Origin of the sequence: Pseudomonas sp. MS15a(2019) (assembly GCF_013277805.1) — a bacterium.
Lineage (GTDB): Bacteria > Pseudomonadota > Gammaproteobacteria > Pseudomonadales > Pseudomonadaceae > Chryseomonas > Chryseomonas benzopyrenica.
Map to the genome: position 1 here is coordinate 12,552 of NZ_VBTN01000005.1, position 22,534 is coordinate 35,085.

23 protein-coding genes are annotated in these 22,534 nt (G+C 66.8%); 11 read left to right on the forward strand and 12 right to left on the reverse strand.

All coding sequences use genetic code 11. The features are described 5' to 3' along the window. Positions 1-49: 49 nt before the first annotated feature. The 4 genes from FEZ61_RS08905 to FEZ61_RS08920 all read right to left on the reverse strand — a co-directional run bounded on the left by FEZ61_RS08905 (position 50) and on the right by FEZ61_RS08920 (position 4,565). Positions 50-1,243, reverse strand: a complete 1,194-nt coding sequence (locus FEZ61_RS08905) for a class I SAM-dependent rRNA methyltransferase (protein ID WP_064308918.1) — start codon at positions 1,241-1,243, stop codon at positions 50-52. 67 nt (positions 1,244-1,310) lie between these two features. After that, complete coding sequence (locus FEZ61_RS08910; protein ID WP_093250907.1) at positions 1,311-1,550, reverse strand: hypothetical protein; 240 nt, start codon at positions 1,548-1,550, stop codon at positions 1,311-1,313. 247 nt (positions 1,551-1,797) lie between these two features. After that, a complete protein-coding gene (cueR, locus tag FEZ61_RS08915) occupies positions 1,798-2,184 on the reverse strand; it encodes a Cu(I)-responsive transcriptional regulator (protein WP_017638754.1) in 387 nt (128 codons plus the stop codon). Beyond that, the gene (locus FEZ61_RS08920) at positions 2,181-4,565 is read right to left on the reverse strand and encodes a heavy metal translocating P-type ATPase (protein WP_173148302.1); all 2,385 of its coding nucleotides are present in this window, start codon (positions 4,563-4,565) and stop codon (positions 2,181-2,183) included. Before FEZ61_RS08920 ends, cueR begins: the two co-directional genes overlap by 4 nt. Before the next feature lie 111 nt (positions 4,566-4,676). On the opposite strand from FEZ61_RS08920, the gene FEZ61_RS08925 reads away from it, so the two are divergent. Then, positions 4,677-4,871, forward strand: a complete 195-nt coding sequence (locus tag FEZ61_RS08925; RefSeq protein WP_093250889.1) for a cation transporter — start codon at positions 4,677-4,679, stop codon at positions 4,869-4,871. Here FEZ61_RS08925 and FEZ61_RS08930 read toward each other — a convergent pair. Further along, a complete protein-coding gene (locus FEZ61_RS08930; RefSeq protein ID WP_173148304.1) occupies positions 4,853-5,482 on the reverse strand; it encodes a TetR family transcriptional regulator in 630 nt (209 codons plus the stop codon). The two genes, FEZ61_RS08925 and FEZ61_RS08930, sit on opposite strands and share 19 nt — an antisense overlap. A gap of 112 nt (positions 5,483-5,594) precedes the next feature. Between FEZ61_RS08930 and FEZ61_RS08935 the strand changes: the two genes are divergently transcribed. The 3 genes from FEZ61_RS08935 (at position 5,595) to zapE (ending at position 8,357) form a co-directional block, all read left to right on the forward strand. Further along, positions 5,595-6,767, forward strand: coding sequence for a multidrug effflux MFS transporter (locus FEZ61_RS08935; protein WP_173148306.1), 1,173 nt, complete (start codon positions 5,595-5,597; stop codon positions 6,765-6,767). Between the two features lie 68 nt (positions 6,768-6,835). Beyond that, entirely contained in the window at positions 6,836-7,222 is a 387-nt protein-coding gene (locus FEZ61_RS08940; RefSeq protein ID WP_017638759.1) for an MAPEG family protein, read from the forward strand. Positions 7,223-7,307: 85 nt separating this feature from the next. After that, positions 7,308-8,357, forward strand: coding sequence for a cell division protein ZapE (gene zapE / locus FEZ61_RS08945; RefSeq protein ID WP_173148308.1), 1,050 nt, complete (start codon positions 7,308-7,310; stop codon positions 8,355-8,357). Here zapE and FEZ61_RS08950 read toward each other — a convergent pair. Next, positions 8,354-8,998, reverse strand: coding sequence for a hypothetical protein (locus FEZ61_RS08950; RefSeq protein ID WP_173148310.1), 645 nt, complete (start codon positions 8,996-8,998; stop codon positions 8,354-8,356). The genes zapE and FEZ61_RS08950 overlap by 4 nt on opposite strands. Positions 8,999-9,151: 153 nt before the next feature. Here FEZ61_RS08950 and FEZ61_RS08955 point away from each other — a divergent pair, with 153 nt between their 5' ends. Beyond that, the gene (locus FEZ61_RS08955; RefSeq protein WP_173148312.1) at positions 9,152-10,762 is read left to right on the forward strand and encodes an inorganic phosphate transporter; all 1,611 of its coding nucleotides are present in this window, start codon (positions 9,152-9,154) and stop codon (positions 10,760-10,762) included. Between the two features lie 128 nt (positions 10,763-10,890). Here FEZ61_RS08955 and FEZ61_RS08960 read toward each other — a convergent pair whose 3' ends face one another. After that, positions 10,891-11,757: a LysR family transcriptional regulator gene (locus FEZ61_RS08960; RefSeq protein WP_173148314.1), complete on the reverse strand. Its 867-nt coding sequence runs from the start codon at positions 11,755-11,757 to the stop codon at positions 10,891-10,893. 139 nt (positions 11,758-11,896) lie between these two features. Between FEZ61_RS08960 and FEZ61_RS08965 the strand changes: the two genes are divergently transcribed. Both FEZ61_RS08965 and FEZ61_RS08970 read left to right on the forward strand, forming a co-directional pair. Beyond that, positions 11,897-12,322: a VOC family protein gene (locus FEZ61_RS08965; protein ID WP_017640917.1), complete on the forward strand. Its 426-nt coding sequence runs from the start codon at positions 11,897-11,899 to the stop codon at positions 12,320-12,322. 90 nt (positions 12,323-12,412) lie between these two features. Further along, the gene (locus tag FEZ61_RS08970; protein WP_064308587.1) at positions 12,413-13,711 is read left to right on the forward strand and encodes a flavohemoglobin expression-modulating QEGLA motif protein; all 1,299 of its coding nucleotides are present in this window, start codon (positions 12,413-12,415) and stop codon (positions 13,709-13,711) included. A 72-nt stretch (positions 13,712-13,783) separates the two neighbouring features. Here the strand turns inward: FEZ61_RS08970 and FEZ61_RS08975 are convergent, their stop codons facing one another. Then, a complete protein-coding gene (locus FEZ61_RS08975) occupies positions 13,784-15,712 on the reverse strand; it encodes an AAA family ATPase (RefSeq protein WP_017640919.1) in 1,929 nt (642 codons plus the stop codon). Positions 15,713-15,908: 196 nt separating this feature from the next. On the opposite strand from FEZ61_RS08975, the gene FEZ61_RS08980 reads away from it, so the two are divergent. Next, positions 15,909-16,682 carry an NAD-dependent deacylase gene (locus FEZ61_RS08980; protein WP_064308586.1) on the forward strand — a complete coding sequence of 258 codons (774 nt, stop codon included), beginning with the start codon at positions 15,909-15,911 and terminating at the stop codon, positions 16,680-16,682. 4 nt (positions 16,683-16,686) lie between these two features. On the opposite strand, the gene FEZ61_RS08985 is transcribed toward FEZ61_RS08980, so the two are convergent. Next, on the reverse strand, positions 16,687-17,454 hold the full coding sequence (locus FEZ61_RS08985; protein WP_064308585.1) for a hypothetical protein: 768 nt from the start codon (positions 17,452-17,454) through the stop codon (positions 16,687-16,689). Positions 17,455-17,606: 152 nt separating this feature from the next. On the opposite strand from FEZ61_RS08985, the gene FEZ61_RS08990 reads away from it, so the two are divergent. Continuing rightward, entirely contained in the window at positions 17,607-17,861 is a 255-nt protein-coding gene (locus FEZ61_RS08990; RefSeq protein WP_173148316.1) for a hypothetical protein, read from the forward strand. 55 nt (positions 17,862-17,916) lie between these two features. Here the strand turns inward: FEZ61_RS08990 and FEZ61_RS08995 are convergent, their stop codons facing one another. Continuing rightward, positions 17,917-18,189, reverse strand: a complete 273-nt coding sequence (locus FEZ61_RS08995; protein ID WP_007162578.1) for a hypothetical protein — start codon at positions 18,187-18,189, stop codon at positions 17,917-17,919. 124 nt (positions 18,190-18,313) lie between these two features. Continuing rightward, positions 18,314-19,126 carry an HDOD domain-containing protein gene (locus FEZ61_RS09000; protein ID WP_197480265.1) on the reverse strand — a complete coding sequence of 271 codons (813 nt, stop codon included), beginning with the start codon at positions 19,124-19,126 and terminating at the stop codon, positions 18,314-18,316. 341 nt (positions 19,127-19,467) lie between these two features. Between FEZ61_RS09000 and FEZ61_RS09005 the strand changes: the two genes are divergently transcribed. After that, positions 19,468-20,487, forward strand: coding sequence for a GGDEF domain-containing protein (locus FEZ61_RS09005; RefSeq protein ID WP_173148318.1), 1,020 nt, complete (start codon positions 19,468-19,470; stop codon positions 20,485-20,487). Between the two features lie 27 nt (positions 20,488-20,514). Here FEZ61_RS09005 and FEZ61_RS09010 read toward each other — a convergent pair whose 3' ends face one another. Next, positions 20,515-22,053 carry a sensor domain-containing diguanylate cyclase gene (locus FEZ61_RS09010; protein ID WP_173148320.1) on the reverse strand — a complete coding sequence of 513 codons (1,539 nt, stop codon included), beginning with the start codon at positions 22,051-22,053 and terminating at the stop codon, positions 20,515-20,517. A 204-nt stretch (positions 22,054-22,257) separates the two neighbouring features. Between FEZ61_RS09010 and FEZ61_RS09015 the strand changes: the two genes are divergently transcribed. Further along, positions 22,258-22,518 (forward strand): hypothetical protein, encoded by a 261-nt coding sequence (locus FEZ61_RS09015; RefSeq protein WP_007162574.1) that lies wholly within the window; start codon positions 22,258-22,260, stop codon positions 22,516-22,518. Positions 22,519-22,534 lie beyond the last annotated feature (16 nt).

A 22,534-nucleotide genomic window follows, 5' to 3' on the forward strand; every position in this document is an offset into this window, starting at 1 on the left:
GACACAAATAAAAAAGCCGGACAATGTCCGGCTTTTCTTTGCCTGGCGTTTAGCTGGGTAGCAGACGGCAGGTGAGGCTCTTGATGTAGCGGGTCTCCGGGATGGCCGGGTGCACCGGGTGATCCGGGCCCTGAGCGCCGCGTTCGAGGATCTGCAGGTTGCGATCCAGATGGCGGGCGCTGCCGAGCAGGATGTTTTGCAGGTCGTCTTCGGGCAGGTGCATGGAGCAGGAGGCGCTGACGAGGATGCCGTCCTTGTTCAGCAGCCGCATGGCCTGTTCGTTGAGGCGGCGATAGGCGGCCTCGCCGTTCTTCAGGTCCTTGCGCTTCTTGATGAAGGCTGGCGGGTCGGCGACGATGACGTCGAATTTCTCTTCACCGGCCTTGAGTTCCTTGAGCGCTTCGAAGACATCGCCCTCGACGCACACCAGCTTTTCCGCCAGGCCGTTGAGGGTGGCGTTGCGTTCCACGCCGTCGAGGGCAAAGCCCGAGGCGTCCACGCACATGACCTCGCTGGCACCGAAGGCCGCGGCCTGCACGCCCCAGCCGCCGATGTAGCTGAACAGGTCGAGCACCCGCTTGCCTTCGACATAGGGCGCCAGGCGCGCACGGTTCAGGCGGTGGTCATAGAACCAGCCGGTCTTCTGGCCTTCGCGGACCGGTGCCTCGAAGCGCACGCCGTTCTCTTCCAGCGCTACCCAGTCCGGTACCTCGCCGTAGGCCACTTCCACGTAGCTGGAAAGACCCTCGGCCGTGCGGGCGCTGCCATCGTTCTTCCACAGCACGCCCTGGGGCTTGAACACCTGCAGCAGGGCGGCGAGGATGGCCTCGCGCTGGCGCTCCATGGTCGCCGAGGCGATCTGCACCACCAGGATATCGTTGAAGCGATCCACCACCAGGCCGGGCAGGAAATCCGCATCGCCATAGACCAGGCGATAGCAGTGGCTGCCGAACAACCGCTCGCGCAGGCTCAGGGCGACCTTGAAGCGATGCACCAGCAGCGACTTGTCCAGCGGATAGCCGGTGTCGCGGGAGAACAGGCGGGCGCAGATTAGGTTGTTGGGCGACAGCGCCACCAAGCCCAGCGGCTTGCCGCTGGTGGTTTCCAGGATGGCCTGGTCGCCCGGTTCGAAGGCGGTGAGCGGGGTGGCGACGACGTCCACCTCGTTGCTGTACACCCAGAGGTGCCCGGCGCGCAGACGGCGGTCGGCATTGGCTTTGAGGCGCAGGCGAGGCAGGGTCATGAATCACTCCAACGAAGGGGGCAAAAGCGCGGAATTATAGCGCAAAGCCACCTGCCTGGGCCGGCCGTCAGTCCCGCTGGCTGACCTCGATATCGCTCAGTCCGGCTTCCTGGGCACGACGGGCGATGCTCGGCTGGGCATGGCGCTCCCAGGGCGCATCGACCACCACCTGGGGTTCCTCGACGTGCTTGATCAGCAACTGCAGCAGCGCTTCCTCCTCGGTGACCGGCTCGAAGCTCTCCAGCTCGTGGCTGAGTGGCTCGCCATTGAGGCGATAGCGGATCTGGTAACGGTGCAGGGTCTGCATGGGGGTACCTCGGCAGCGGGGGATAAGCGATGGACTCCGCCAGGCGGCCGCGGTTGCGTCAGAACCTGTTAACGATCTGCTGCGCGTCGGCCAAACGGCGTTGAAAACGCCCTGGAAGGCCAGCCCCGTCAGAATGCTCATTTACCACTTGTAAACCCGAGCGCGGGTCCGATCCGCTTCCTCAGGCATTTTCGTGGGGCCGCCTAGGCCTTGTTTGGCTCTAGCTCGCGGGATCGTGAACAGGTCCTCAGCCGCCGAGGGTATCGAGGATCGGGCAGTCGGGGCTGGCATCGCCGTGGCAGCAGGAAACCAGTTCGCCCAGGGTGCTGCGCAGGCGGGTCAGTTCGGCGATCTTCAGATCCAGCTCGGCGATGTGCCGCTTGGCCAGCGCCTTTACGTCGGCACTGGCACGCTGCCGGTCCTGCCAGAGACTGAGCAACTGGCGGATCTCCTCCAGGCTGAAGCCCAGTTCCCGCGAGCGGCGGACGAAAGCCAGCACCCGCAGATCTTCGGCGCCGTACTGGCGATAGCCGCTGTCGGTACGCCCGGCAGGCGCCAGGAGACCGATGCGCTCGTAGTAGCGCAGCATCTTGGCGGTGAGCCCGCTGGCCTTGGCGGCCTGGCCGATGTTCATGACAAGAGATCTCCAGACGGGCGCCAGCGGCCCAGCAGTAGGGCATTGGCCAGGACACTGACGCTGGAAAAGGCCATGGCGGCGCCGGCATAGACCGGGTCGAGCAGGCCAAAGGCCGCGAGCGGCAGGCCGATGACATTGTAGACGAAGGCCCAGAACAGATTCTGGCGGATCTTGCGCTGGGTACGCCGGGCGATGTCCAAGGCCGCTACCACCTGGCGTGGATCCTCCTGCAAGAGGGTGATGCCGGCGGCATGGCGCGCGGCGGCGGTGCCCGAGCCCATGGCGATGCCCAGCTCGGCAGCGGCCAGTGCCGGGGCGTCGTTGAGGCCGTCGCCGACCATGGCGACGCCGCCCTGGGTCGCTTGCAGGCGGGCGACCACCGCGGCCTTGTCGGCGGGCAGTACCTCGGCCTCCCACTGCGCGATGCCCAGCGCCGCGGCTACCTGGCTGGCGCTGCCGCGGTTGTCACCGGTCAGCAGCCAGCTGTCGATGCCGTCGCGGCGCAACCGGGCGATGGCCGCATTGGCCCCTGGGCGAAGCTCGTCGCCAAAGGCCAGCAGGCCCAGCACCCGCGGTTGGGCGCCGGTTTCCAACAGCCAGGACAGGGTCAGTCCCTGGTCTTCCCAGGCGCGAGCGGCGTCGGCCAGGGGGCCGGCGTCCAGCTGCCGTTCGGCCAGCAGGCGGGCATTGCCCAGCAACAGCGGCCGTCCTTGCCAACTGCCCTGGAGGCCGCGGCCGGGGAGGGCGCGGACGTCCTGGGCGGGCGGAGTGTCCAGGTCACGGTCACGACAGGCGAAAAGCACCGCTGCGGCCAGGGGGTGTTCGCTGCCGCGTTGCAGGCTGCCGGCCAGACTCAGCAACTCGGCTTCCTCGATGCCAGGCGCCGTGGCCAGGTGGCGTAGGCGCAACTGGCCGGCGGTCAGGGTGCCGGTCTTGTCGAAGACCACGGTGGTGATGCCCTGAGCGCGCTCCAGGGTTTCGGCGTCCTTGATCAGGATGCCGTGACGCGCCGCCACTCCGGTGCCGGCCATGAGCGCGGCTGGCGTCGCTAGACCCAGGGCGCAGGGGCAGGCGATGACCAACACGGCGACGGCGGCGAGCAGGCTGGGCTCCAGGGCGTGACCGACCAGCAGCCAGCCGAGCAGGGTGACCAGCGCCAGGGCCACCACCACGGGGACGAACACCCGGCTGATGCGATCCACCAGTTGCTGGATGGGCGCCTTGGTGGCCTGGGCGTCTTCCACCAGGCGGATGATGCCGGCCAGCACCGTCTCGCCACCCAGGGCGGTGACCTCGACCTGCAGATTGCCCTCGCCATTGATGGCGCCACCCACCACCTCGTCGCCGGGGCCCTTGGCGACCGGGCGGCTCTCGCCGGTGAGCAGGGCTTCATCCACCTGGCTTTCGCCTTGCAGGATGCGGCCATCGGCGGGGATGCGTTCACCTGGACGAAGCTGCAAGCGATCGCCCAGGCGCAGCCGGTTGAGGGCGACCTCCTCTTCGTTGCCGTCGGCATCCAGGCGGCGGGCGCTTTCGGGGCGCAGAGCTTCCAGAGCGCGCAAGGCCGCGCCAGTACGGCGCTTGGCACGGGTCTCCAGATATTTGCCCAGGCGCACCAGGGCGATGACCATGGCCGCCGTCTCGAAGTAGAGATGGGGGCTGCCCTTGACCAGCCAGAGATAGAGACTCAAGCCGTAGGCGGCGCTGGTGCCCAGGGCGACCAGTACGTCCATGTTGCCACTGCGGGCGCGCAGGGCATGCCAGGCGCCACGATAGAAGCGCGCGCCGATGAGGAATTGCACCGGTGTCGCCAGCAAAAATTGCAGCCAGGCGGGCGGCATCAGGTGCCAGCCGAAGGGCGTCAGCAGCATGGGCAAGATCAGCGGCGCGGCCAAGAGCAGCGCCAAGGCCAGCTCCAGGCGTTCCCAGCGCAGGCCCTGACGTACCGGGGCAGGGCGGTCGTCTTCGGCCAGGCGATCCTCGGCGCCGTAACCCGCCGCTTCTACCGCGACGATCAGGGCCTGCGTCTCGACCGCGGCCAGGGTCTTCACCCGGGCTCTTTCGCTGGCCAGATTGACCTCGGCGGTCAGCACCCCGGGCACCGTACGCAAGACCTTTTCGATACGCCCGGCGCAGTTGGCGCAGCTCATGCCGGACAGTGACAGGTCATGCTCGACCTCGGCCACCCGGTAGCCAGCCGCGCTGACCGCCTCGGCCAGCGCCGGCGCCGCGTCGATTGGCGCGCTGACACGGGCCTTTTCGCTGGCCAGGTTGACACCGGCCGTACTGACGACCGGGACCTTCTGCAGGGCGCGCTCGACCCGCCCGGCGCAGGCCGCGCAGGTCATGCCGCTGATGGAGAGTTCGAATTCGTGCATGGGCACCTCCTAAGCTCAGTGTTGACCTTGACCTCGGGTCAAGGTCAACACTGGAACCCGGTCCTGGCGCTGGCGTCAGGAGAAAGAGGTCAAGACAGACAGGAGCAGACCATGCATGTCATCAAGGTAGTCGGAATGAGTTGCGCCCACTGCGTGAGCGCGGTCGAGGCGGCGGTCCTCAAGGTCGATGCCCGGGCGCGGGTCGAGGTGGATCTGCAGGCGGGCGAGGTGCGCATCGACAGCGCCGCAGTGGCTGCGCCCTTCCGCGCGGCCATCGAGCAGGCGGGCTATACCGTCGTCGACTGAGTCCAGTCGCGCACGATGGCGCGGAAGAAGGTGGTGAACACCTGATCGGCGGCCAGCAGCGGGGCGAAGGTCTGTTCGTCGCGCAGTAGATCGGAGAGGGTGCCGAGAAACAGGCTGTGCAGCATCCGACTGGCCAGTTGCGGCGTCACGCCCGGCTGCAGGCGGTGCGCCTGGGCGGTGAAGAGGGCGTCGGTAATGCGAATGAACTGCCGCAGGAACTGCAGATCGCGTTCTTCGGCCTCGCGCAGCTCTTCGGTGGATTCGCAGCGGTGCAGCATGATCGTCATCACCCGCTGCTCGCGGCCAGGCTGGGTGAACTTCGCCATGCCTTCGATGCACAGTTTGAACAGCCGTTGCAGGCTATCTTCCTCGCCGTCCACGCGCAGGCGCTCGCTCAGTTCGTCGGCGGGGATCCTTATCTGGCTAAGCATTTCGTGGAACAGGTGGGCCTTGTTCTGGAAATGCCAGTACACTGCACCCCGGGTGACGCCGCATTCGCGGGCGATCATTTCCAAGCTGGTACGCGCCACGCCATTGGTCAGGAACAGGGCTTCCGCCGCATCGAGAATGGCTTGGCGGGTCTGTTCGGCTTCTTCTTTCGTACGACGCATGGGCGATCTGACTGGCAGTGGGTCTGCCACGCAGTCTAGCGCGCCTCGGCGCTTTTACAAACATGATTGTATGTAACTGCGCGACACTTCCGCTTCCATCGGATCAGGCTTCATGACTTTTCGCTTATTGTTGATTCTCGGGGCCCTCTCGGCCTTCGCTCCCTTCGCCATCGACATGTACCTGCCCAGCTTCCCGTCGCTGGCCCGGTCATTCGCCACCGACATCGAACACGTGCAGCTGAGTCTGGCGGTGTATTTCGCCGGCCTGGCCAGCGGTCAGCTGTTCTATGGCCCCCTGGCGGACCGCTTCGGTCGCCGCCTGCCGCTGCTGATCGGCATCGGCCTGTTCTGCCTGGCGTCGCTGGGCTGTGCCCTGGCGCCTAGCCTGCCCTGGCTGATCGCCGCGCGCTTCGTCCAGGCCCTGGGCGGTTGCGCCGGCATGGTGATCGCCCGGGCCGTGGTGCGGGATCTCTGCGAGCCGATGGCCGCGGCGCGGGCCTTCTCGCAGATCATGCTGGTGACCGGGATCGCCCCCATCATCGCGCCCTTCGCCGGCAGCCTCCTGCTCAGCACCTTTGGCTGGCAGGCGATCTTCGTCAGCCTGGCGCTGTTCGCCGCCGCCTGCGGTACCGCCGTGGCGCTCTGGTTGCCCGAGTCCTTGCCGGCGCACCATCCACGGCCGCCGCTGCGGGGGGCCTTGCGCAACTACCTGCGGCTGCTGCGTGATCGCACCTTCATCGGCCACACCCTCACCGGCGGCATCGCCATGGCCGGCATGTTCGCCTACATCTCCGGCTCGCCCTTCGTGCTGATCGAACTCTATGGCGTCGCACCTGAGCACTATGGCTGGGTCTTTGGTCTCAATGCCGCCGGCTTCATCCTGCTGGGGCAGCTCAATGCCCGCCTGGTGGTCCGCCAGGGACCGGCCTTCTGGTTGCGTCGCGCGGTGGTGGCCTATGCCGCGGCGGGGCTGGTCCTGCTGCTGGTGGGCGCCTTCCAGCCCAAGGCGCTGCCGGTGCTGATGATCCCGTTGTTCTGCGCCATCGCCCTGCTCGGTGGCATCGTGCCCAATGCCTCGGCCTGCGCCCTGGCGGGGCAGGGCGCCAATGCCGGCAGTGCCTCGGCGCTGATGGGCAGTCTGCAGTTCATCCTGGCGGCGCTGGCCTCCAGCAGCGTGGGCGCGCTGCACAACGGCACCGTGGTGCCCATGTGCGCGGTGCTGGCGCTCTGTGCGGTGGCGACCGCGCTGATGGCCCGCTGGACCCACAGATCCGCACCCGCCTGAAGCGGAGTGGATTTTTCCCGGCCAGGCAGGTCAGATAGGCGAACCCTCACACTTCCAGGGACGCCGACATGACCTTCGCCTACTGGTGCATCTTCCTCGTCTATCTCGTGCCCTATGGCGCGGCCTATTACGCCAAGTTCAAGGGCAGCGGCTTCACGCCCGAGGACAATCGGGATCCGCGCAGCTTCCTCGGCAAGCTGGAAGGCGCCCGGGCCCGGGCCAATGCCGCCCAGCAGAACGCCTTCGAGATCAATCCGCTGTTCGCCGCGGCGGTGATCGTCGCCCACGTCACCGGTGGCGCCGACCAGGGCACCATCAACTTCTGGGCCTTCCTCTTCCTGCTCAGCCGTATCGCCTACACCTGGCTGTATATCCGCGACCACGCCACCCGCCGTTCCCTGGCCTGGGCCGGTGGTTTCTTCTGCTGCCTGTGCCTGTTCATCGCCGCGGCCTGAACCTGCGGTGAGCCGACGTCATCGGTCTTGACCGGCGGCGTCGGCTCCGGCTTCATTAGCGGCCTATCTTTCCTGGCCAGCCGCCATGACTTCCGCTTCGCCCGCCCAGCAGGTGCTGGAGCATTTCGCCGATCTGGCCCAAGCCCGTGGGTACACTCTCGATAGCGCTCAACAGGCCGCCATCGAGCGCTTCGCCGTCTTGGCCGACGAACTCCTGCGCCCGCGCCTGTTTCGCCGCCAGACGCCGCGCAGCCTCTATCTCTGGGGGCCGGTGGGGCGTGGCAAGAGCTTCCTACTGGACGGCTTCTTCGCCGCCCTGCCATTCGCCGAGAAGCGACGGGTGCACTTCCATGCCTTCTTTCGCGAGCTGCACGAGCGGATGTTTCGCCAACCGCCGGGGGGCGATGCCCTGACCGCCAGCCTGGACGACTTGCTCGCCGGCTGCCGACTGCTCTGTTTCGATGAATTCCATGTGCATGACATCGGCGATGCCATGCTCATCACCCGGCTGTTCAAGGCCTTGTTCAGCCGCGGTGTGGTGCTGATCACCACCTCCAACTATCCGCCGGAGGGGTTGCTGCCCAATCCGCTCTACCACGAGCGCTTCCTGCCGGCGATCCGGTTGATCGAGACGCGCATGGACATCCTCTCGGTGGCCGGTCCCCAGGACTATCGCGGCGCCAGCCCTGCCGAGCCCGATCCCTTCGGCGCTGGCGCCTATCTCTGGCCGGGCAGCCCGGAGCAGCGTCGTCGGCTGGCGCTGCCGCCATTGGCGCAGACCAGGATCGAGGTGCCGGTAGGCCATCGCAGCCTGCCCGCCATCAGCGCCGCGGAGGGTCTGCTGCACTTCAGCTTCGCCGACCTCTGCGAAGGCCCCACGGCAGTCCTCGACTACCTGACCCTGAGCGAAAGCTGGCAGCGCTGGCTACTCGATGCGGTGCCGCCGCTACGCGACGCCAGCCCCGCCGCGCGACAGCGCTTCATCAACCTGGTGGATGTGCTCTACGACCGCCGCCTGGCGCTGTTCTTGGTCAGCGCCGCGCCGCTCGACGCGACCCTGGCCGACAGCGAGATCGCCGACATGTCGCGGACGCGTAGTCGGCTGTCACAGCTGCGGCAGATCGGCCCCGGTTAGTGCTGTTGCCGTAGCTTCGCACCGTCCAGATGCCAACGGCGCTGTCCGGCCGAGGCGCCGTCGACGTCGTTGAGCCGGCGCAGCTGATAGCTGCCGCTGAAGGTCTGGCGGGTGCCGTCGGTGAGACGTGCCTTTACCGTCACCGGGACACTGACGTAGCTCGAGCCGGCCGCGCCCTCGACCGGACCGGGCTGACCTAGGGTCACCTGCACGCTGCGGGTCCGGGCATAACCCTGGCGGAATTTCTCGTAACTGTTGCCGGGTTGGCCGTCATCTCCCCATAGCTGCCAGGCGGTGCCGTAGTCCCGCGCATCCAGCGCCCGGTAGTAACGCTGGACCACGGCCGCCGCGGCCTCGGCGCTGCTGGGCAGCGGACCGCAGCCGGGTTCCTTGGCCGCCTCGCCATCGCCGAACAGGGCGCAGCTGCGGGCGATCTCGTCCTCTATCAGGGCACAGCTGTTGGCGGCGTTGCAGGGCGGTCGCGTGGCGGGGGAGAGCGCCCGGCAGCTGGTGGCCAGGGCCTGGGCCGGCTTTTGCCCGATGTCCTGGGCGCAGCTGCGTGGCGCCCGCTCCGTGGCGGCCAGGGCACCGGTGGCCAGGGACAACAGCAGGAGAGGGCAGAGCAGCAGGCGGGGAGGCATAGACGCGATCCTTGGGCAAAGGCCCAGCCTAGCAGGCCGAGGTCGAGGTGGAAAAAAGCAGGTGACGGTCATCCGTCGTCTGGCCACTTGGCTGACGTAAAAGCGTCATGTGGCCGGCGCAGGGTAGGCAGATCCCGTGTCGGAGTTCGCCCCATGCCTTCGTCCAGTCCAGTCGCCTCCCTGTCACCGCTGTCCCATCCCCTGCACAGTTCGCGCAAGCCCGGTCCGCTGCGGATCGTGCTGTTCACCGCGCTGCTGCTGACCGGTCTGGCGGTAACCCTCGGCGGTATCCACAACGATGTCAGCGATGCCCAGTCGCCGCCCACCACCTGGCTGCCCTTCGCCGGCCTGGCACTGGCGCTGGTGATCGCCCTCGGCTTCGAATTCGTCAATGGCTTCCACGACACCGCCAACGCCGTGGCCACGGTCATCTACACCCACTCGCTGCCGCCCAATGCGGCGGTGCTCTGGTCCGGCTTCTGCAACTTCCTCGGGGTGCTGTTCTCCAGCGGTGCGGTGGCCTTCAGCGTCATCGCCCTGCTGCCGGTGGACCTGGTGGTGGAAATGGGCGCGGGCAAGGGCTTCGCCATGATCTTCGCCCTGCTGATCGCCGCCATCATCTGGAATCTCGGTACCTGGTGGCTGGGCTTGCCGGCGTCGTCCTCCCATACCCTGATCGGCTCCATCATCGGGGTCGGTCTGATGCATGCCTGGCTGGGCGGGATGGATGGCAGCAGTGGGGTGGACTGGGGCCAGGTGGCCAAGGTCGGCTATGCGCTGCTGTTCTCGCCGCTGATCGGCTTCGTCTGCGCGGCGCTGCTGCTGGTGCTGCTCAAGCGGATCGTGCGCGACCAGACACTCTATCAGGAGCCGAAAAGCGCCGAGCCGCCGCCGCCCTGGATCCGCGGCCTGCTGATCCTGACCTGCACCGGGGTGTCCTTCGCCCATGGCTCCAACGATGGCCAGAAGGGCATGGGCCTGATCATGCTGATCCTGGTCGGCGCCCTGCCGACCGCCTATGCGCTCAACCGAGCCGTGCCGGCCACCGCCACGCCAGCCTTCGCCGCCGTCGCCGAGGTCACCGCCAGCGGCCTGCGCCAGGCGGCGCCTCAGGCCGCACCGGCCGATCCCCATGGCGTGCTGCTGGAATTCGTGCGCAAGCGGCAGAGCAACCCCGAGGTGCTGCCGGCGCTGGCGGCCATCACCGACGACATCGCCCGCGAGGTGCGCCAGTACGGCGCCCTCAACAACGTGCCGGCGCAGAGCATGCCCAACGTGCGCAGCGCCATGTACCTGGCGTCGGAATCCATCCGCCTGCTGGAAAAGGAGCACCTGCCGGGGCTGGCGCCCAAGGCGCAGGAGGATCTCAAGGAATTCAAGCGGCAGATCGACCAGGCCACCCGTTTCATCCCGCTGTGGGTCAAGGTGGCGGTGGCCATCGCCCTGGGGCTGGGCACCCTGGTCGGCTGGCGGCGCATCGTCATCACCGTCGGCGAGCGCATCGGCAAGACCCACCTGACCTATGCCCAGGGCGCTTCGGCCGAACTGGTGGCCATGGGCACCATCGGCGCGGCGGACGCCTTCGGCCTGCCGGTCTCCACCACCCATGTGCTGTCGTCCGGGGTGGCCGGGACCATGGCCGCCAATGGCTCCGGACTGCAGTGGGCGACGGTGCGCAACCTGGCGCTGGCCTGGGTGCTCACCCTGCCGGTGGCCATGGCGCTGTCCGCGTCACTCTACTGGTTGCTGGTGCACCTGTTCTAAGAGCCTGTTCAAAATCTGCTGCGCGTCGGCCAAACTGTGTTGAAAATGGCTTCGGAATGCTCATTTACCACTCGTAAACTCCGCTTCCTCAGCCATTTTCGCCTTGTTTGTCTCTAGCTCGCGAGATTTTAACCAGGCTCTGACACGGCTTCGGTCAGGCAGCGGCGGAATAGCGCCACGGCCGGCAGGTCGCGCCCGGCGTGGCGGGCGATGACCTGCAGTTCGCGATGGAAGGTGAGGGCGCCGAGCGATAGCCGGCGCACCCGCGCATGCTCCAGCCAGAGGCCGGCGCAGGGCACCAGGGCCACGCCCAGGCCGTGCTCCACCATCTTGACGATGGCGTCGAGTTCGTCGAGTTCGAGCACCTGGCGCACCGTCAGGCGCTGCTCGCGTAGAAAAGCGCTGACCCGGCGCCCGCCGAAGGAGTGGCGGTCGTAGCGAATGAAGGGCTGAGTTTCCAGCAGCAGGCGCGGATCGTCACCTGTCAGCCCTGGCGGGACGATCAGCACGAAGGGTTCCTGCAACAAGGTGGTGGCGTGCAACTCCTTGGGCAGTTCGAAGGGCGGGCGGATGAGGATGGCCAGATCCAGCTCGCCGGCATCCACCTGGCTGAGCAGCGCCAGGGATACGCCCGGCACCAGCCGCGGTTCCAGACGTGGCGCCCGCTGGCGCAGCCGCACCAGGGTGCCGGGGAGCAGGCCGGTCTGGACGCTGGCGATGGCGCCGATGCGCAACTCGCCCTGGATCTCGTCCCCGGCGCCCGCCATGCGCGCATAGGTGGCGAGAATCTCTTCGGCCAGCGGCAAGGCGCGGCGTCCCGCGGCATTGAGCAGGGCGCTGCGACCATTGCGGTCGAACAGGCTCACGCCCAGATTCTGTTCCAGGGTGCGGATCTGGGCGCTGACCGCCGAGGGCGTGAGCCCCACATGCAGACCGGCCGCAGCGAAACTGCCGTGGCGCGCGACGGCGAGCAGGGTCTTGAGTTCGCGAAGCATGGCGGTTGCCTGAAGTCAGGGGAGACCACTGTAACGAGCCACAAAATTTTTGTCGCTCGGAGGCAGGAAAATGCGCTTTATGCACAGGAAAACCTGAGGCCAGAATGGCGACATTCCGCCCCAAACAGGATTTCCCGCCATGGCCTTATCGCCCTTCCACCTCGCCATCCCCGTCTACGATCTGGCCGCCGCCCGGCACTTCTACGGGGATGTCTTCGGCCTCGCCGAAGGCCGCTCCAGCGACCACTGGGTCGACTTCGACTTCTATGGCCACCAGCTGGTGATCCACGAGCACCCCAAGACCGCGTCCCAGGACGAGGCTCACACCAACGCCGTGGACGGCCACAACGTGCCGGTGCCGCACTTCGGTATCGTGCTCGGCTGGGACGAGTGGGAAGCCCTGGCCGACCGTCTGCGCGCCCGCGAGACCCAATTCGTCATTGAGCCCTATATCCGCTTCCAGGGCCAGGTCGGCGAGCAGGCCACCATGTTTCTCTTCGACCCCTGCGGCAACGCCCTGGAGTTCAAGGCCTTCAAGGACATGAGCCAGCTGTTCGCCAAATAGCGCGGCTCGGCCGGTCTGCCGTCACGAAACCTAGGCAAAAGACGCGGCAACGGCCATCCTTGAGGTCTTGCCCGTCGCCCGGTCGCCGTCATGAATGCCCGCCAGCCCTTTCTCGATCCCTATCACCAGACCATCCGCCAGCTGTCCGATCGCATCGTCGCGGCCCAGGCGCCGATCCGCATCCTCGATGCGGTGAAGTGGGACGACGGGGTGCGCCAGGGCTTCCTGGACGGCAAGGGCAAGCGCCTGCCGGCGGTGGATCGCGCCTTCTACGAAGGGCGCCCGCTGGGCTTCGACGCCGATGCGCTCAAGGGCGAATTCCAGAGCATCGAGCGGGAGGTCACCCGCCAGCTCGGCCAGTTCAATCCGGTCGGCCAGATCATGAGGCGCATGTGCCGCGAGTACCGCATGGTGATCCGCATGCTGCAGGCGCGCGGCACCCCGGACTTCGGGCTGATTTCCCAGGAGCTCTATGGCGCCGCCTCGGATGCCTTTCATGCCGGCGATCCGACCCTGGCCGACCTGGGCATGATGATGTCCAGCTACCTGGACAACATCGCCCATCGCGGCGCCCTGGAAGACGAGCCCAAGACCCTGACCGCCAAGGACGCCGTGCCCATCCTGCAGGAACGGCTGAATCGGGTCTTTGGCGAGACGGAAGGCACCATCCGGGTGTTCGAGTCCGACGGTATCGTCGCCGACGCCGCGGCTGGCGCCGACTACATCAAGGTGCGCGCCGACGCCCTGTTCAACGAGCGTGACGTGCGCGCCCTGGAGGTCCACGAGGGCCTGGTGCACGTCGGCACCACCCTCAATGGCCAGAACCAGCCGATCTGCACCTTCCTGGCCAAGGGCCCGCCGTCGTCCACCGTGACCCAGGAAGGCCTGGCGATCCTCATGGAGGTGATCGCCTTCGCCTCCTATCCGACCCGCCTGCGCAAGCTGACCAATCGCACCCGCGCCATCCACCTGGCCGAGGACGGCGCCGATTTCCTCGAGGTCTTCCGCTTCTTCCAGGAGCAGGGCTACGACCTGGAGTCGGGCTACCAGAACGCCAGCCGGGTGTTTCGCGGCTCGACGCCGACCGGGCTGCCCTTCACCAAGGACCTGTCCTATCTCAAGGGCTTCATCCTGATCTACAACTACATCCAGCTGGCGGTGCGCAAGGGCAAGCTGGAACAGATCCCGCTGCTGTTCTGCGGCAAGACCACCCTGGAGGACATGCGCATCCTGCGCCAGCTGGTGGACGAGGGCGTGGTGGTACCACCCAAGTACCTGCCGGCGCAATTTCAGGACCTCAACGCCCTGGCGGCCTGGATGTGTTTCTCCAACTTCCTCAACCACCTGAGCCTGGATCGGATAGAGGCGGATTACGCCAATATCCTCTAGGAGCCTGTTCAGGCGCTGACATGAAAAAGCCCCGGCGGACCGGGGCTTTTGCGTTTCAAGGCGTCGCGGGTATCACTCGCCCTTGAAGGCCGCCGCGATGCTGCGTTCGCCGTCACCCGCGCGCGGGTCAGTCGAACGTTCCGGCACGAAGGCCAGGGCACGGTTGAGGGCGCCGCAGGCTTCCAGGCCGCTGGCGCGGGCGATGGCTTCGGCCACGGCGCTGCCGGGAATGGTCTCGTCGCGCAGCAACTGGTCGGTGATGTCGTCCAGCGCCGGCTTGAGTTCGGTGATCAGCGCCAGGCAGCGATGATCCAGGCTGTGCAGCAACTGGTCTGCAGCGGCGATGCTGGGCGCGGCGTCGAAGTCGATGCCAGCGTCGCGCAGGGCCTGCAGGCTGAGCAGCGAGCCGCTCGGGCCCATGCCCAGGGAGGCGACCATGGACAGCGCCAGCTTGGAGGCTTCCTGCAGATCCTGGGCGGCACCCGAGGAGACCTCGTTGAAGTACAGCTGCTCGGCGCAGCGACCGGCCAGCAGCATCTGAATGCGACCTTCGAGTTCCGATTTCAGGTGCAGGCGCTTGTCTTCGGTGGGGGTGATCAAGGTCACGCCCAGGGCCTGGCCACGGGGCAGCAGGGTGACCTTTTCCACCCGACCGACATTGAGCACGGCGGCGACCAGGGCATGACCGGCTTCGTGCACGGCGATGCGGGTACGCTCGGCCGAACCCAGCGGGGTGACACCGACCGGTTGCTCGCCGATGCGGCAGGTCTCGATGGCCTCGACGAAGTGGGCCATGGTCACGGCGCTGGCGTTCTCGCGGGCGGCCAGCAGGGCGGCGTGGTTGCTGATGTAGGCGATGGCCGCCGGGGTCAGGCCCACGGTGCCGCGGGAGAGGGCGGCCAGATCCAGTTCGCCCTGGCAGGGCAGCTTGCCGGCATAGAGTTCGAACAGTGCGCGACGGTCTTCCAGGCTCGGCAACGGCACGGCGATGGTGCGGTCGAAGCGGCCTTCGCGGCGCAGCGCCGGATCCAGGGAGTCGGCGAAGTTGGTGGCGCCCAGGACCAGTACGCCGCTGGTGCCATCGAAGCCGTCCAGCTCGGTAAGGAACTGGTTGATGATGCGGTTGGCTTCGGCATCGCTGGAGCGCGACTGCTCGGCGCGGCGGCCGATGCCGTCGATCTCGTCGATGAAGATGATGCAGGGCGCCTTCTTGCGCGCGGTGCGGAACAGCGACTTGACCTTCTGGATGCCGACGCCGAAGAACATCGAGGAGAAATCACTGCCGGTCACCTGGATGAAGTGGGCGTTGCACTCGGTGGCCAGGGCCTTGGCCAGCTGGGTCTTGCCGGTGCCGGGTTCGCCGGTCAGCAGCACGCCCTTGGGCGGACGGGCACCCAGGGCGGCGAAGGCCTTGGGATTGCGCAGACAGGTGGTGACGTCTTCCAGGGCGCGCTTGGCTTCGGCGGCGCCGACCACATCCTTGAAGGAGATGCCGGTGCCCTTGCGGTGCAGCTTGAAGGGGCTGGCGAAGCGCAGCGCCAGGGGCACGGCCAGCAACAGCAGGAGCAGATAGCCCGGCAGGTTGAACAGCAGGGCATCCAGCCAGGGGTGGCGCTGGCCGGACTCGCTCCAGGTGGCGATCGGAAACAGCGGCTCGGCCTGGGTGGCGTAATCGGCCAGCAACCGGTCGGTCAGGCGACCGCCATTATCGGTCACCGCGTAGTGCTCGCCGCGGGTGGTGTCGACGTAGAGGGTACGGTCACCGATCACGGCGCCACTGATGACGCCGGCGCGCAGATCGGCCAGCAGCACGGAGAAATCGCGGGGCTCCTGGGTCCAGTGTTCGGGGGCCTGCTGCACACTGGCGAGCATGGCCGTGGCGGTCGGAGCCGGAGTGGAAGGCTTGAGCCACCACCAGCAGGCCAGGCTGACCAGGGTGACGAGGGCGAGAACGCCGGCGATCAGCAGGCGCGGATACTTGGAAACGACGGACTTCTTCATTCACATACCGTTGGGGTAGGAGCGACATCGGACGCGGACTCCCGGATTATCGGCCTGTAGCGCCAGGGTTGAACCTCAGTTCCCTGGAAAACGATGAGTGGACTCCCCATCCGTCGAGTATCGTCACACTTTCGCCCTTTTCCGCGGTCCGCAAGACCCTGTTGTTTTGCCGCAGATGTCAGGAGCCAACGCCTTCATGCCCGATCCCATCGATTGCCGAGACGGCCTCGCCGCCTTACCGCCGGTACTGCTCGATCGCCTGCGCCAGGCCGACGAGGTGCTGGTGCTGACCGGTGCCGGCGTGTCGGCGGAAAGCGGTATCGCCACCTTTCGCGAAGCCCTGACCGGCTTGTGGGCGCGCTTCGATCCGGCGCAACTGGCGACGGCCGCAGCCTTCGTCGAGGACCCGGTCCGGGTCTGGAGCTGGTACGAGTGGCGCCGTGTCCAGGTGCTGGCGGCCCAGCCCAATCCCGCGCATCGCGCCCTGGCGGACTGGGGTAGCCGGCACGGGCGGCTGGGCCTGGTCACCCAGAATGTCGACGACCTGCACGAGCGCGCGGGCAGTGGCGACGTGATTCATCTGCATGGCAGCCTGCATGCGCCGCGCTGCTTCGAATGCGCGCGGCCCTTGGCAGCGCCGGCGTTACCGGAAGCCGAGGATCAGCTCGTGGCGCCACCACGTTGTGCCTACTGTGGCGGTCTGGCCCGGCCTGGGGTGGTCTGGTTTGGCGAGTCCCTGCCCGAGGCGGCCCTGGCCAACGCCTGGGCGCTGGCCGAGCGTTGCGACCTCTGCCTGGTGGTCGGCACGTCGGGACTGGTGCAGCCGGCGGCCAGTCTGCCGGAAGTAGCGCGCCAGCAGGGCGCCACGGTGGTGCGCATTGATCCGCAGCCGGCAGCGGATTTCAGTGGCGACTGGCAACTGCTGGGCGCCGCCGGGGTGATCCTGCCGGCGCTGTTGGAGCGTCTCTAGAGACCTAGTGCAACGCCTGACCGCCGGTCCCCAGGGCATCCAGGGTGCGTTTGAGCGCGGTGTAGGCCTGGCGCTGGTCGTCGTCTTCGGTGAGCAGGCCATCGAACAGAGTGGCGACCAGGGCCGGATCCTGGGCGACGAAGCGATCGATGAGGACGTCGTTGTCCTGGCGCCCGGCGGTGATCAGCAGCACGGCGAGCTGGGCGACATAGCGTGCGGCCAGCGGATAGGCCTTGAGGAAGACCTTGAAGGGCGCATCGGCCAGACCCGGCGCGAAGCCCTTGGCCAGCCCCTGCTGGGCCGCGGCGATGGCCTGGCGGACGGCGTCCTGCCAGTTGCCGGCGGTCACCGCCCCTGCCGGCAGGGCGCGGCGCATCTGGCCCAGCAGGCTGTTGAGGAAGATGCGGCGATTGGCCTGGTAGTCGTCATCGGTATCGAGCAGTTCGCGGCGGATACGGGTCAGGACGCGATCATCCTCGGCATCGGCGGTCACCGCCTGCTTGAAGGCCAGGGTCAACTCGCGATCCAGCAGACCGGGCTTGCGGCCCTCCAGTTCGGCCTGCAGCAGCGGGCCGCTGGAGTCGGCGAAGAAGAAGCGTTCGGCATGGGGCGCCAGGCGCTCGCGCAGGCGCGGCCAGAGCTCCGCCGCGAACAGTTGCTCGGCCGTGCCGCCGGAGACGATGACGCGGTGCTGCGGCGCCTCGGCCAGATAGTCGAACAGCGCAGGGCTATCGAGCGCGGTGCAATCGACGATGAGGTAACGGTGCTTCACGGCAACTCCTGAATACGACGGCCGGACCTTTCGAGGCGCGGCGGGATGGCCGTTAGTCTATAGGAAGGTGGGAACGCTTGGCCCGGCCTTTGGCCTAATCAGGCAGGGTGCAGCCCGCGACACCCTTCCTTTCGCGGCCGGAGGACACCAAGATGCGCAAGACCCCGCTGATCCTCGCCCTGAGCGCTACCCTGGCCCTGGTGGCCGGTCCCAGTCTGGCCGCCAGCAGCAGCAACGACGCCGGAGTGACCGGCAACGGCATCGGCGCGCCAGGCAGCTCCAACACCAGCAACAGAGACAGCGCCGACGACACGTCCAGCGCCAAGCCGTCCACCCAGAAGAAGGCCGACAAGACGCCTGCCACCAAGGCCCAGGGCAGTCAGCAGAAGCGCGTGCTCAACGATTGATGGACAAACGAAAGGCGCCTCGCGGGGCGCCTTTGTTCGATCGCTCGATGCGACCTCAGGAGGCGCGGGTGTAACGCACCTGCCAGTCGAGTCGCTCATGGGTCGCCCGCTCGATACGGGCGCGGCTGTCGCAGATGAAGGCTTCCAGCAGGGAGTTGTCCAACAGGTCGACCCGGGCGATGCGTCGTTGCAAGAGGGCCGTGCCGTTGGGTGCATAGACCTCGACGTTGAAGGTCGCGGGATCCTGAGCGGTCATGGCGCACAGCATCGGTTGAAAAGCGCCCTTGATAATGGTGTTCGCATCCGTGAACTTCAGCGGCTCGGCCATCGCAATCACTCCTGTCAGCTATAACGCTTCGACCGATTCTTGCGGTGCCCGTTCGATTTTCGCCATGACCGACTGGCAGATTTGTGATGCAGGCGGTGGCCTTGCCTGCGCACGGGACAGCCGGTCAGTTAATCAGGGTACCAAAGGCCTTGTCCGCCTCTATGACCTCGGGCAACTCGCCCAGCAGGTGATCCAGATCCACGCCTTCCAGCAGGGGATTGGCCAGGGCGGCCTTGGCCTGGTCATTGATACCGCCATGGCGGCGCAGGACAAAGGACACCAGCCGGGCCTGAGCGACCATCCGCGCCTGGGTGGAATCCTCGGGTGCATCCTGGGGATGCAGCTGGTAGGCGATGGCATGCTGGATCACCACCGGCAGTTGCCAGCGGCGGGCCAGCTCCGCGCCCACCTCGGGGTAGCCGAAGCCGATGGCCTGGTCGGCCGGCACCGGCGCGCGTTGCTCGGCGTCGATGCGCGCGGCGATGTCGGGCGCCGCCGTCTTGATCAGCAACTCGCCGATGCTGTGCAGCATGCCGCAGGTAAAGGCGGTCTCGGGATCGGCGCCGGCCTGGCGGGCGAGAACGCGGCAGATGCTGGCCACATCGAAACTGTGCTGCCAGAAATCCCGCGGATCGAAGCTGGGATTGTGGCGGAAGGCCGCGGTCACTGCCGAGGCCAGCACCAGGGTGCGCAGAGCGTCGAAACCCAGACGGATGGCCGCGCCTTCGATGCTGGTGGAGGGACGGACGCCACGAAAGCGCACCGAATTGGCCAGGCGCAGGACCTTGGCCGACAGCACCGGATCCAGGGCCAGATTGCGGGCCACGTCCTCGATACTGCTGTCCGGATCGTCGAATTGCTGGATCAGCTCCTGAGCCACCTTGGGAATGCTGGGAAGGGTATGCAGGTGATCGAACAGAGCATCGATTTCCATGATGGCGCCTGGTTTGTTCTATACCGGTAGTGGAAGCTGATAAAGCCTTGGAAGCATGAACGACGGCCTGGGCACTGCCAAGCCTAGTCGAAACTCCCGAAGCGAAGAGCTTAGCGGGACGGGCGCGCCGGTCCGCAGAGTGAGCTGACCGATGGCGTCATTTCGCCGCCGTCCGTTTGGTCAGTCTGCTCGCAGGCGTGGTCCTATGCGGTCTCGTCACCAGCAGTGCGCTGTTCAGACGTCTATTGTCTTGCTTGAGTCCGCTTCCCGCCGACGACGGGCCACGAATGGGATAGCATCCGGTGATATCGGTTGGCCACTAAATTTGGCGTTCGAGTTGTGCAATGACTTATCAGACTCATATCCGCCAGATGCTGCAGTTGCCCAATGTGCTGGCGCAGAGCACCGGCATCCTGGGCTGGTTGATCAGTGTGCTGATCAACCCCTTTCTGACCGCCGGGGTGCCGGTGTGGGGCTGGCTGGCCTTTGCCGGCATGATCGGCTCTTGCCTGGCGATGACCACTGCGCGCCGCTTTGCCGTCTGGCGCCTGTTCGCCCTGGTGTTCGTGCTGTTCGAGGCCCTGGCCTTCCGCTTTCAGATCCTCGGCATGGGCGAGGCTGGCCATGCCTGGATGATCCCCACGGCCATCGTCATCATCCTCGGCTCGACCATTCTCTTTTCCCATGTGCTCGATTACGGCATCGCCGCCGGTGCGGTCTGGCTGCTGCTCTTCTATGGCGAGCTGGACACCGTCACGGCAGCGGCCCTGCCGCTGTTCGCGGTGATGCTGGGCGCCAGCCTGGCGCTGGGGCTGCTGCTCAACGCCACCTTCGTGCGTATCGTCGCCACCACCCTGGAGCTCAAGGAGCGCTATCGCCTGCAGGCGGAAACCGATGCCCTCACCGGGATCAGCAACCGCCGTGCGCTCATGCTGGACGCGGAGCAGGTCTGCCGTGAGGGCTCCCCGTCCTGGTATTTCGTCATGCTCGACATCGATGACTTCAAGCGGATCAACGACAGATTCGGCCACGACGTGGGCGACCAGGTGCTCAAGGAAACCGCGCTGGTCCTTGGCCGGCATTTCCCCGACGGCCATTTCGGACGCCTGGGCGGCGAGGAATTCGGGGTATTGCTCAAGCCCGAAGACGAGCGCCAGCTGGCGCAGCGGCTGCAGGCGCTGCTGGACGACATCAGAAGCAACACCCGGACCGGCAGCTGTTTTTCCTTCAGTGCCGGGGTGGCGCGCTTCGCTCCGGGCTATCAGCCCTCGGATCTGCTCAAGCAGGCCGATGGCGAGCTCTATCAGGCCAAGCGCGCCGGCAAGGACCGGGTGCATTACCGCGGCGGCATGATCTGCGGCTGAGAATGTCTGGCCGGCGCCCAGTCGGCCTTAGCCGACGTCTGCCTCTACCGGCGGATGGGAGCGATTGCGCCCTAGGTGCTTGGCCCTGTAAAGGGCGGCATCGGCGCTGGCCAGCAGGTCGGCGGGTTGGGGTGGCGGGTTCTGGCCGGGCGGCTGCACCGCGATGCCGAGACTGACGGTGATGCGACCGAAGGGGCTGGTGGCATGGGCCACCTCCAGCACCTGCAGGCGTTCCTGGACCGTGGCGGCCACGCGCTGGGCGCCGTGCTCGTCGCAATTGGGCAACAGCAGGACCATCTCCTCGCCGCCATAGCGCGCCGCCAGGTCGCCCGGGCGCCGCGCCGCCGAGGCCACCACGCCGGCCACCGCCTGCAGGCAGCGATCCCCCGCCGGATGGCCATAGTGGTCGTTGTAGGCCTTGAAGTGGTCGATGTCGATCATCAGCAGGCTGAGCGGCTGGCCATTGCGCTGCGCGCGCGCCAGCTCCACCGGCAGCAGGTTGTCGAACTGACGGCGATTGCCCAGCCCGGTGAGGCTGTCCTTGAGGGTCAGCAGGTGCAGCTCGTCGTGGGCCAGACGCAGAGCCGCCGCGCTGCGTTCGCCGGCGCGGATCTCGCGCAGCAGGCTGAAGCCGAAGATCAGCATGCCGACGATGATGAGGCCGACCACCGTCACCGATCTCAGCATGTCCTGGCGCCAGCTGGCGAGGATATCGCTCCTGGAGATACCGGCCAGGGCCACCAGGGGATAGCCTTCCAGATGCTGGAAGGCATAGAGGCGTTCACGGCCGTCGATCATGGCCCGCACCAGGGCGGTACCGTTGGGCGCCTGGGTCACGTACTGGCGAAACAGCTCGCTGTTGGCGAGCGGGGTACCGACGTGCGCGGGTACATAGGGACGGCGGACCATCAGGGTACCGTCATCCTGCGCCAGGGTGATGGCACCCCGGGCATCCAGCTTGAACCGCTCGTAGTAGTCGACGAAGTACTGCAGGCGGATGGTGGCGAGCAGGACGCCGGCAAAGCGACCGTCGCGGTCCTCCAGGCGGCGTGATACCGGAATGATCAGCTCCTGGGTGCTGCGACTCTCAATCACCGTGCCGACGTGCAGCACATCGGCGGCGTGCTGGCGGTGAAACTGGAAGTACTCGCGATCGGCGTTGCTGGCCCGGGGCGGGTCACTGCTCTTGTCGGTCACCCGCCAGCCGCCGTCGCGATCATAGATGAACAGCCCGTGCAGTTGCGGCAACAGGGCGGCCTGGCGCGCCAGCAGGCGATGCACCCGAGGGCGGTCCAGCTGGTCGAGGGGTTGATCCTCCAGCCGGTCACGGATACTGACCAGCAGCGAATCCGCTTCCTTGATGGCGTCATCGGCATGTTGGGCCGCCGCCAGGGCAATGTTGCCGACATCGCTGCGCGCACTGGCGAAGGCGTTCTGGTAATTGCGCCACACCTGCCAGGATTCCAGCGCCAGGATCACCGCGACCGCGCAGACGAGCAGCCACAGCGCCCGGCGCTGGGTGGCCGGATTGCGTGGCGGGAGGGGGGTATCGTCAGCGTCGACCATGGCGGGGCTGCTTCCTCGTCCTCGGTGTGCAGGAGACCGCTAGCCGGCCGATTCACGCCACTACACGGGGATAAAAGTCAGACAAGTCTACAGTTTCGTCGGAATCTTGCAGAGAGAACGAATCGTCGTGGCGCGCCCGTGGTCATTAGCGATACGGCCGTCGCTGGGACGGCGCCCTGTCAATGCCCGACCAGGAGGTCACAGATGTCGCAGATCGCCGAACAGATCGTTGAAGACGCCATGCAGCGCATCGAGGAGAACGAGTCGCAGCATGCTGCCGATCCCGTACGCAATTTCTCCCTGACCCTGACCGATCCCGCGGAGATCCGGGTTGGCGCGGAGATCTACTTTCTCTTCGAACAACGCCTCAAGGGCTTCTATCCGGATGCACGGGTGGTGGTCCGCGGCCATGCCGCCGAGGGCTACAACATCACCGCCCAGGTCGAGCGCCGCCGCTCGGCCTGAGCGCGCCGCCCGCATC

Excerpts from the sequence above, each read along its gene's own strand:
- FEZ61_RS08965 (WP_017640917.1), top strand. The coding sequence starts at position 11,897 with ATGGCCTTATCGCCCTTCCACCTCGCCATCCCCGTCTACGATCTGGCC.
- FEZ61_RS08990 (WP_173148316.1), top strand. The coding sequence starts at position 17,607 with ATGCGCAAGACCCCGCTGATCCTCGCCCTGAGCGCTACCCTGGCCCTG.
- FEZ61_RS08970 (WP_064308587.1), top strand. The coding sequence starts at position 12,413 with ATGAATGCCCGCCAGCCCTTTCTCGATCCCTATCACCAGACCATCCGC.
- FEZ61_RS08935 (WP_173148306.1), top strand. The coding sequence starts at position 5,595 with ATGACTTTTCGCTTATTGTTGATTCTCGGGGCCCTCTCGGCCTTCGCT.
- FEZ61_RS08980 (WP_064308586.1), top strand. The coding sequence starts at position 15,909 with ATGCCCGATCCCATCGATTGCCGAGACGGCCTCGCCGCCTTACCGCCG.
- FEZ61_RS09005 (WP_173148318.1), top strand. The coding sequence starts at position 19,468 with ATGACTTATCAGACTCATATCCGCCAGATGCTGCAGTTGCCCAATGTG.
- FEZ61_RS08940 (WP_017638759.1), top strand. The coding sequence starts at position 6,836 with ATGACCTTCGCCTACTGGTGCATCTTCCTCGTCTATCTCGTGCCCTAT.
- FEZ61_RS08910 (WP_093250907.1), bottom strand. The coding sequence starts at position 1,550 with ATGCAGACCCTGCACCGTTACCAGATCCGCTATCGCCTCAATGGCGAG.
- FEZ61_RS08930 (WP_173148304.1), bottom strand. The coding sequence starts at position 5,482 with ATGCGTCGTACGAAAGAAGAAGCCGAACAGACCCGCCAAGCCATTCTC.
- FEZ61_RS08925 (WP_093250889.1), top strand. The coding sequence starts at position 4,677 with ATGCATGTCATCAAGGTAGTCGGAATGAGTTGCGCCCACTGCGTGAGC.
- FEZ61_RS08950 (WP_173148310.1), bottom strand. The coding sequence starts at position 8,998 with ATGCCTCCCCGCCTGCTGCTCTGCCCTCTCCTGCTGTTGTCCCTGGCC.
- zapE (WP_173148308.1), top strand. The coding sequence starts at position 7,308 with ATGACTTCCGCTTCGCCCGCCCAGCAGGTGCTGGAGCATTTCGCCGAT.
- FEZ61_RS08995 (WP_007162578.1), bottom strand. The coding sequence starts at position 18,189 with ATGGCCGAGCCGCTGAAGTTCACGGATGCGAACACCATTATCAAGGGC.
- FEZ61_RS08955 (WP_173148312.1), top strand. The coding sequence starts at position 9,152 with ATGCCTTCGTCCAGTCCAGTCGCCTCCCTGTCACCGCTGTCCCATCCC.
- cueR (WP_017638754.1), bottom strand. The coding sequence starts at position 2,184 with ATGAACATCGGCCAGGCCGCCAAGGCCAGCGGGCTCACCGCCAAGATG.
- FEZ61_RS09015 (WP_007162574.1), top strand. The coding sequence starts at position 22,258 with ATGTCGCAGATCGCCGAACAGATCGTTGAAGACGCCATGCAGCGCATC.
- FEZ61_RS08960 (WP_173148314.1), bottom strand. The coding sequence starts at position 11,757 with ATGCTTCGCGAACTCAAGACCCTGCTCGCCGTCGCGCGCCACGGCAGT.
- FEZ61_RS08905 (WP_064308918.1), bottom strand. The coding sequence starts at position 1,243 with ATGACCCTGCCTCGCCTGCGCCTCAAAGCCAATGCCGACCGCCGTCTG.
- FEZ61_RS08975 (WP_017640919.1), bottom strand. The coding sequence starts at position 15,712 with ATGAAGAAGTCCGTCGTTTCCAAGTATCCGCGCCTGCTGATCGCCGGC.
- FEZ61_RS08920 (WP_173148302.1), bottom strand. The coding sequence starts at position 4,565 with ATGCACGAATTCGAACTCTCCATCAGCGGCATGACCTGCGCGGCCTGC.
- FEZ61_RS09010 (WP_173148320.1), bottom strand. The coding sequence starts at position 22,053 with ATGGTCGACGCTGACGATACCCCCCTCCCGCCACGCAATCCGGCCACC.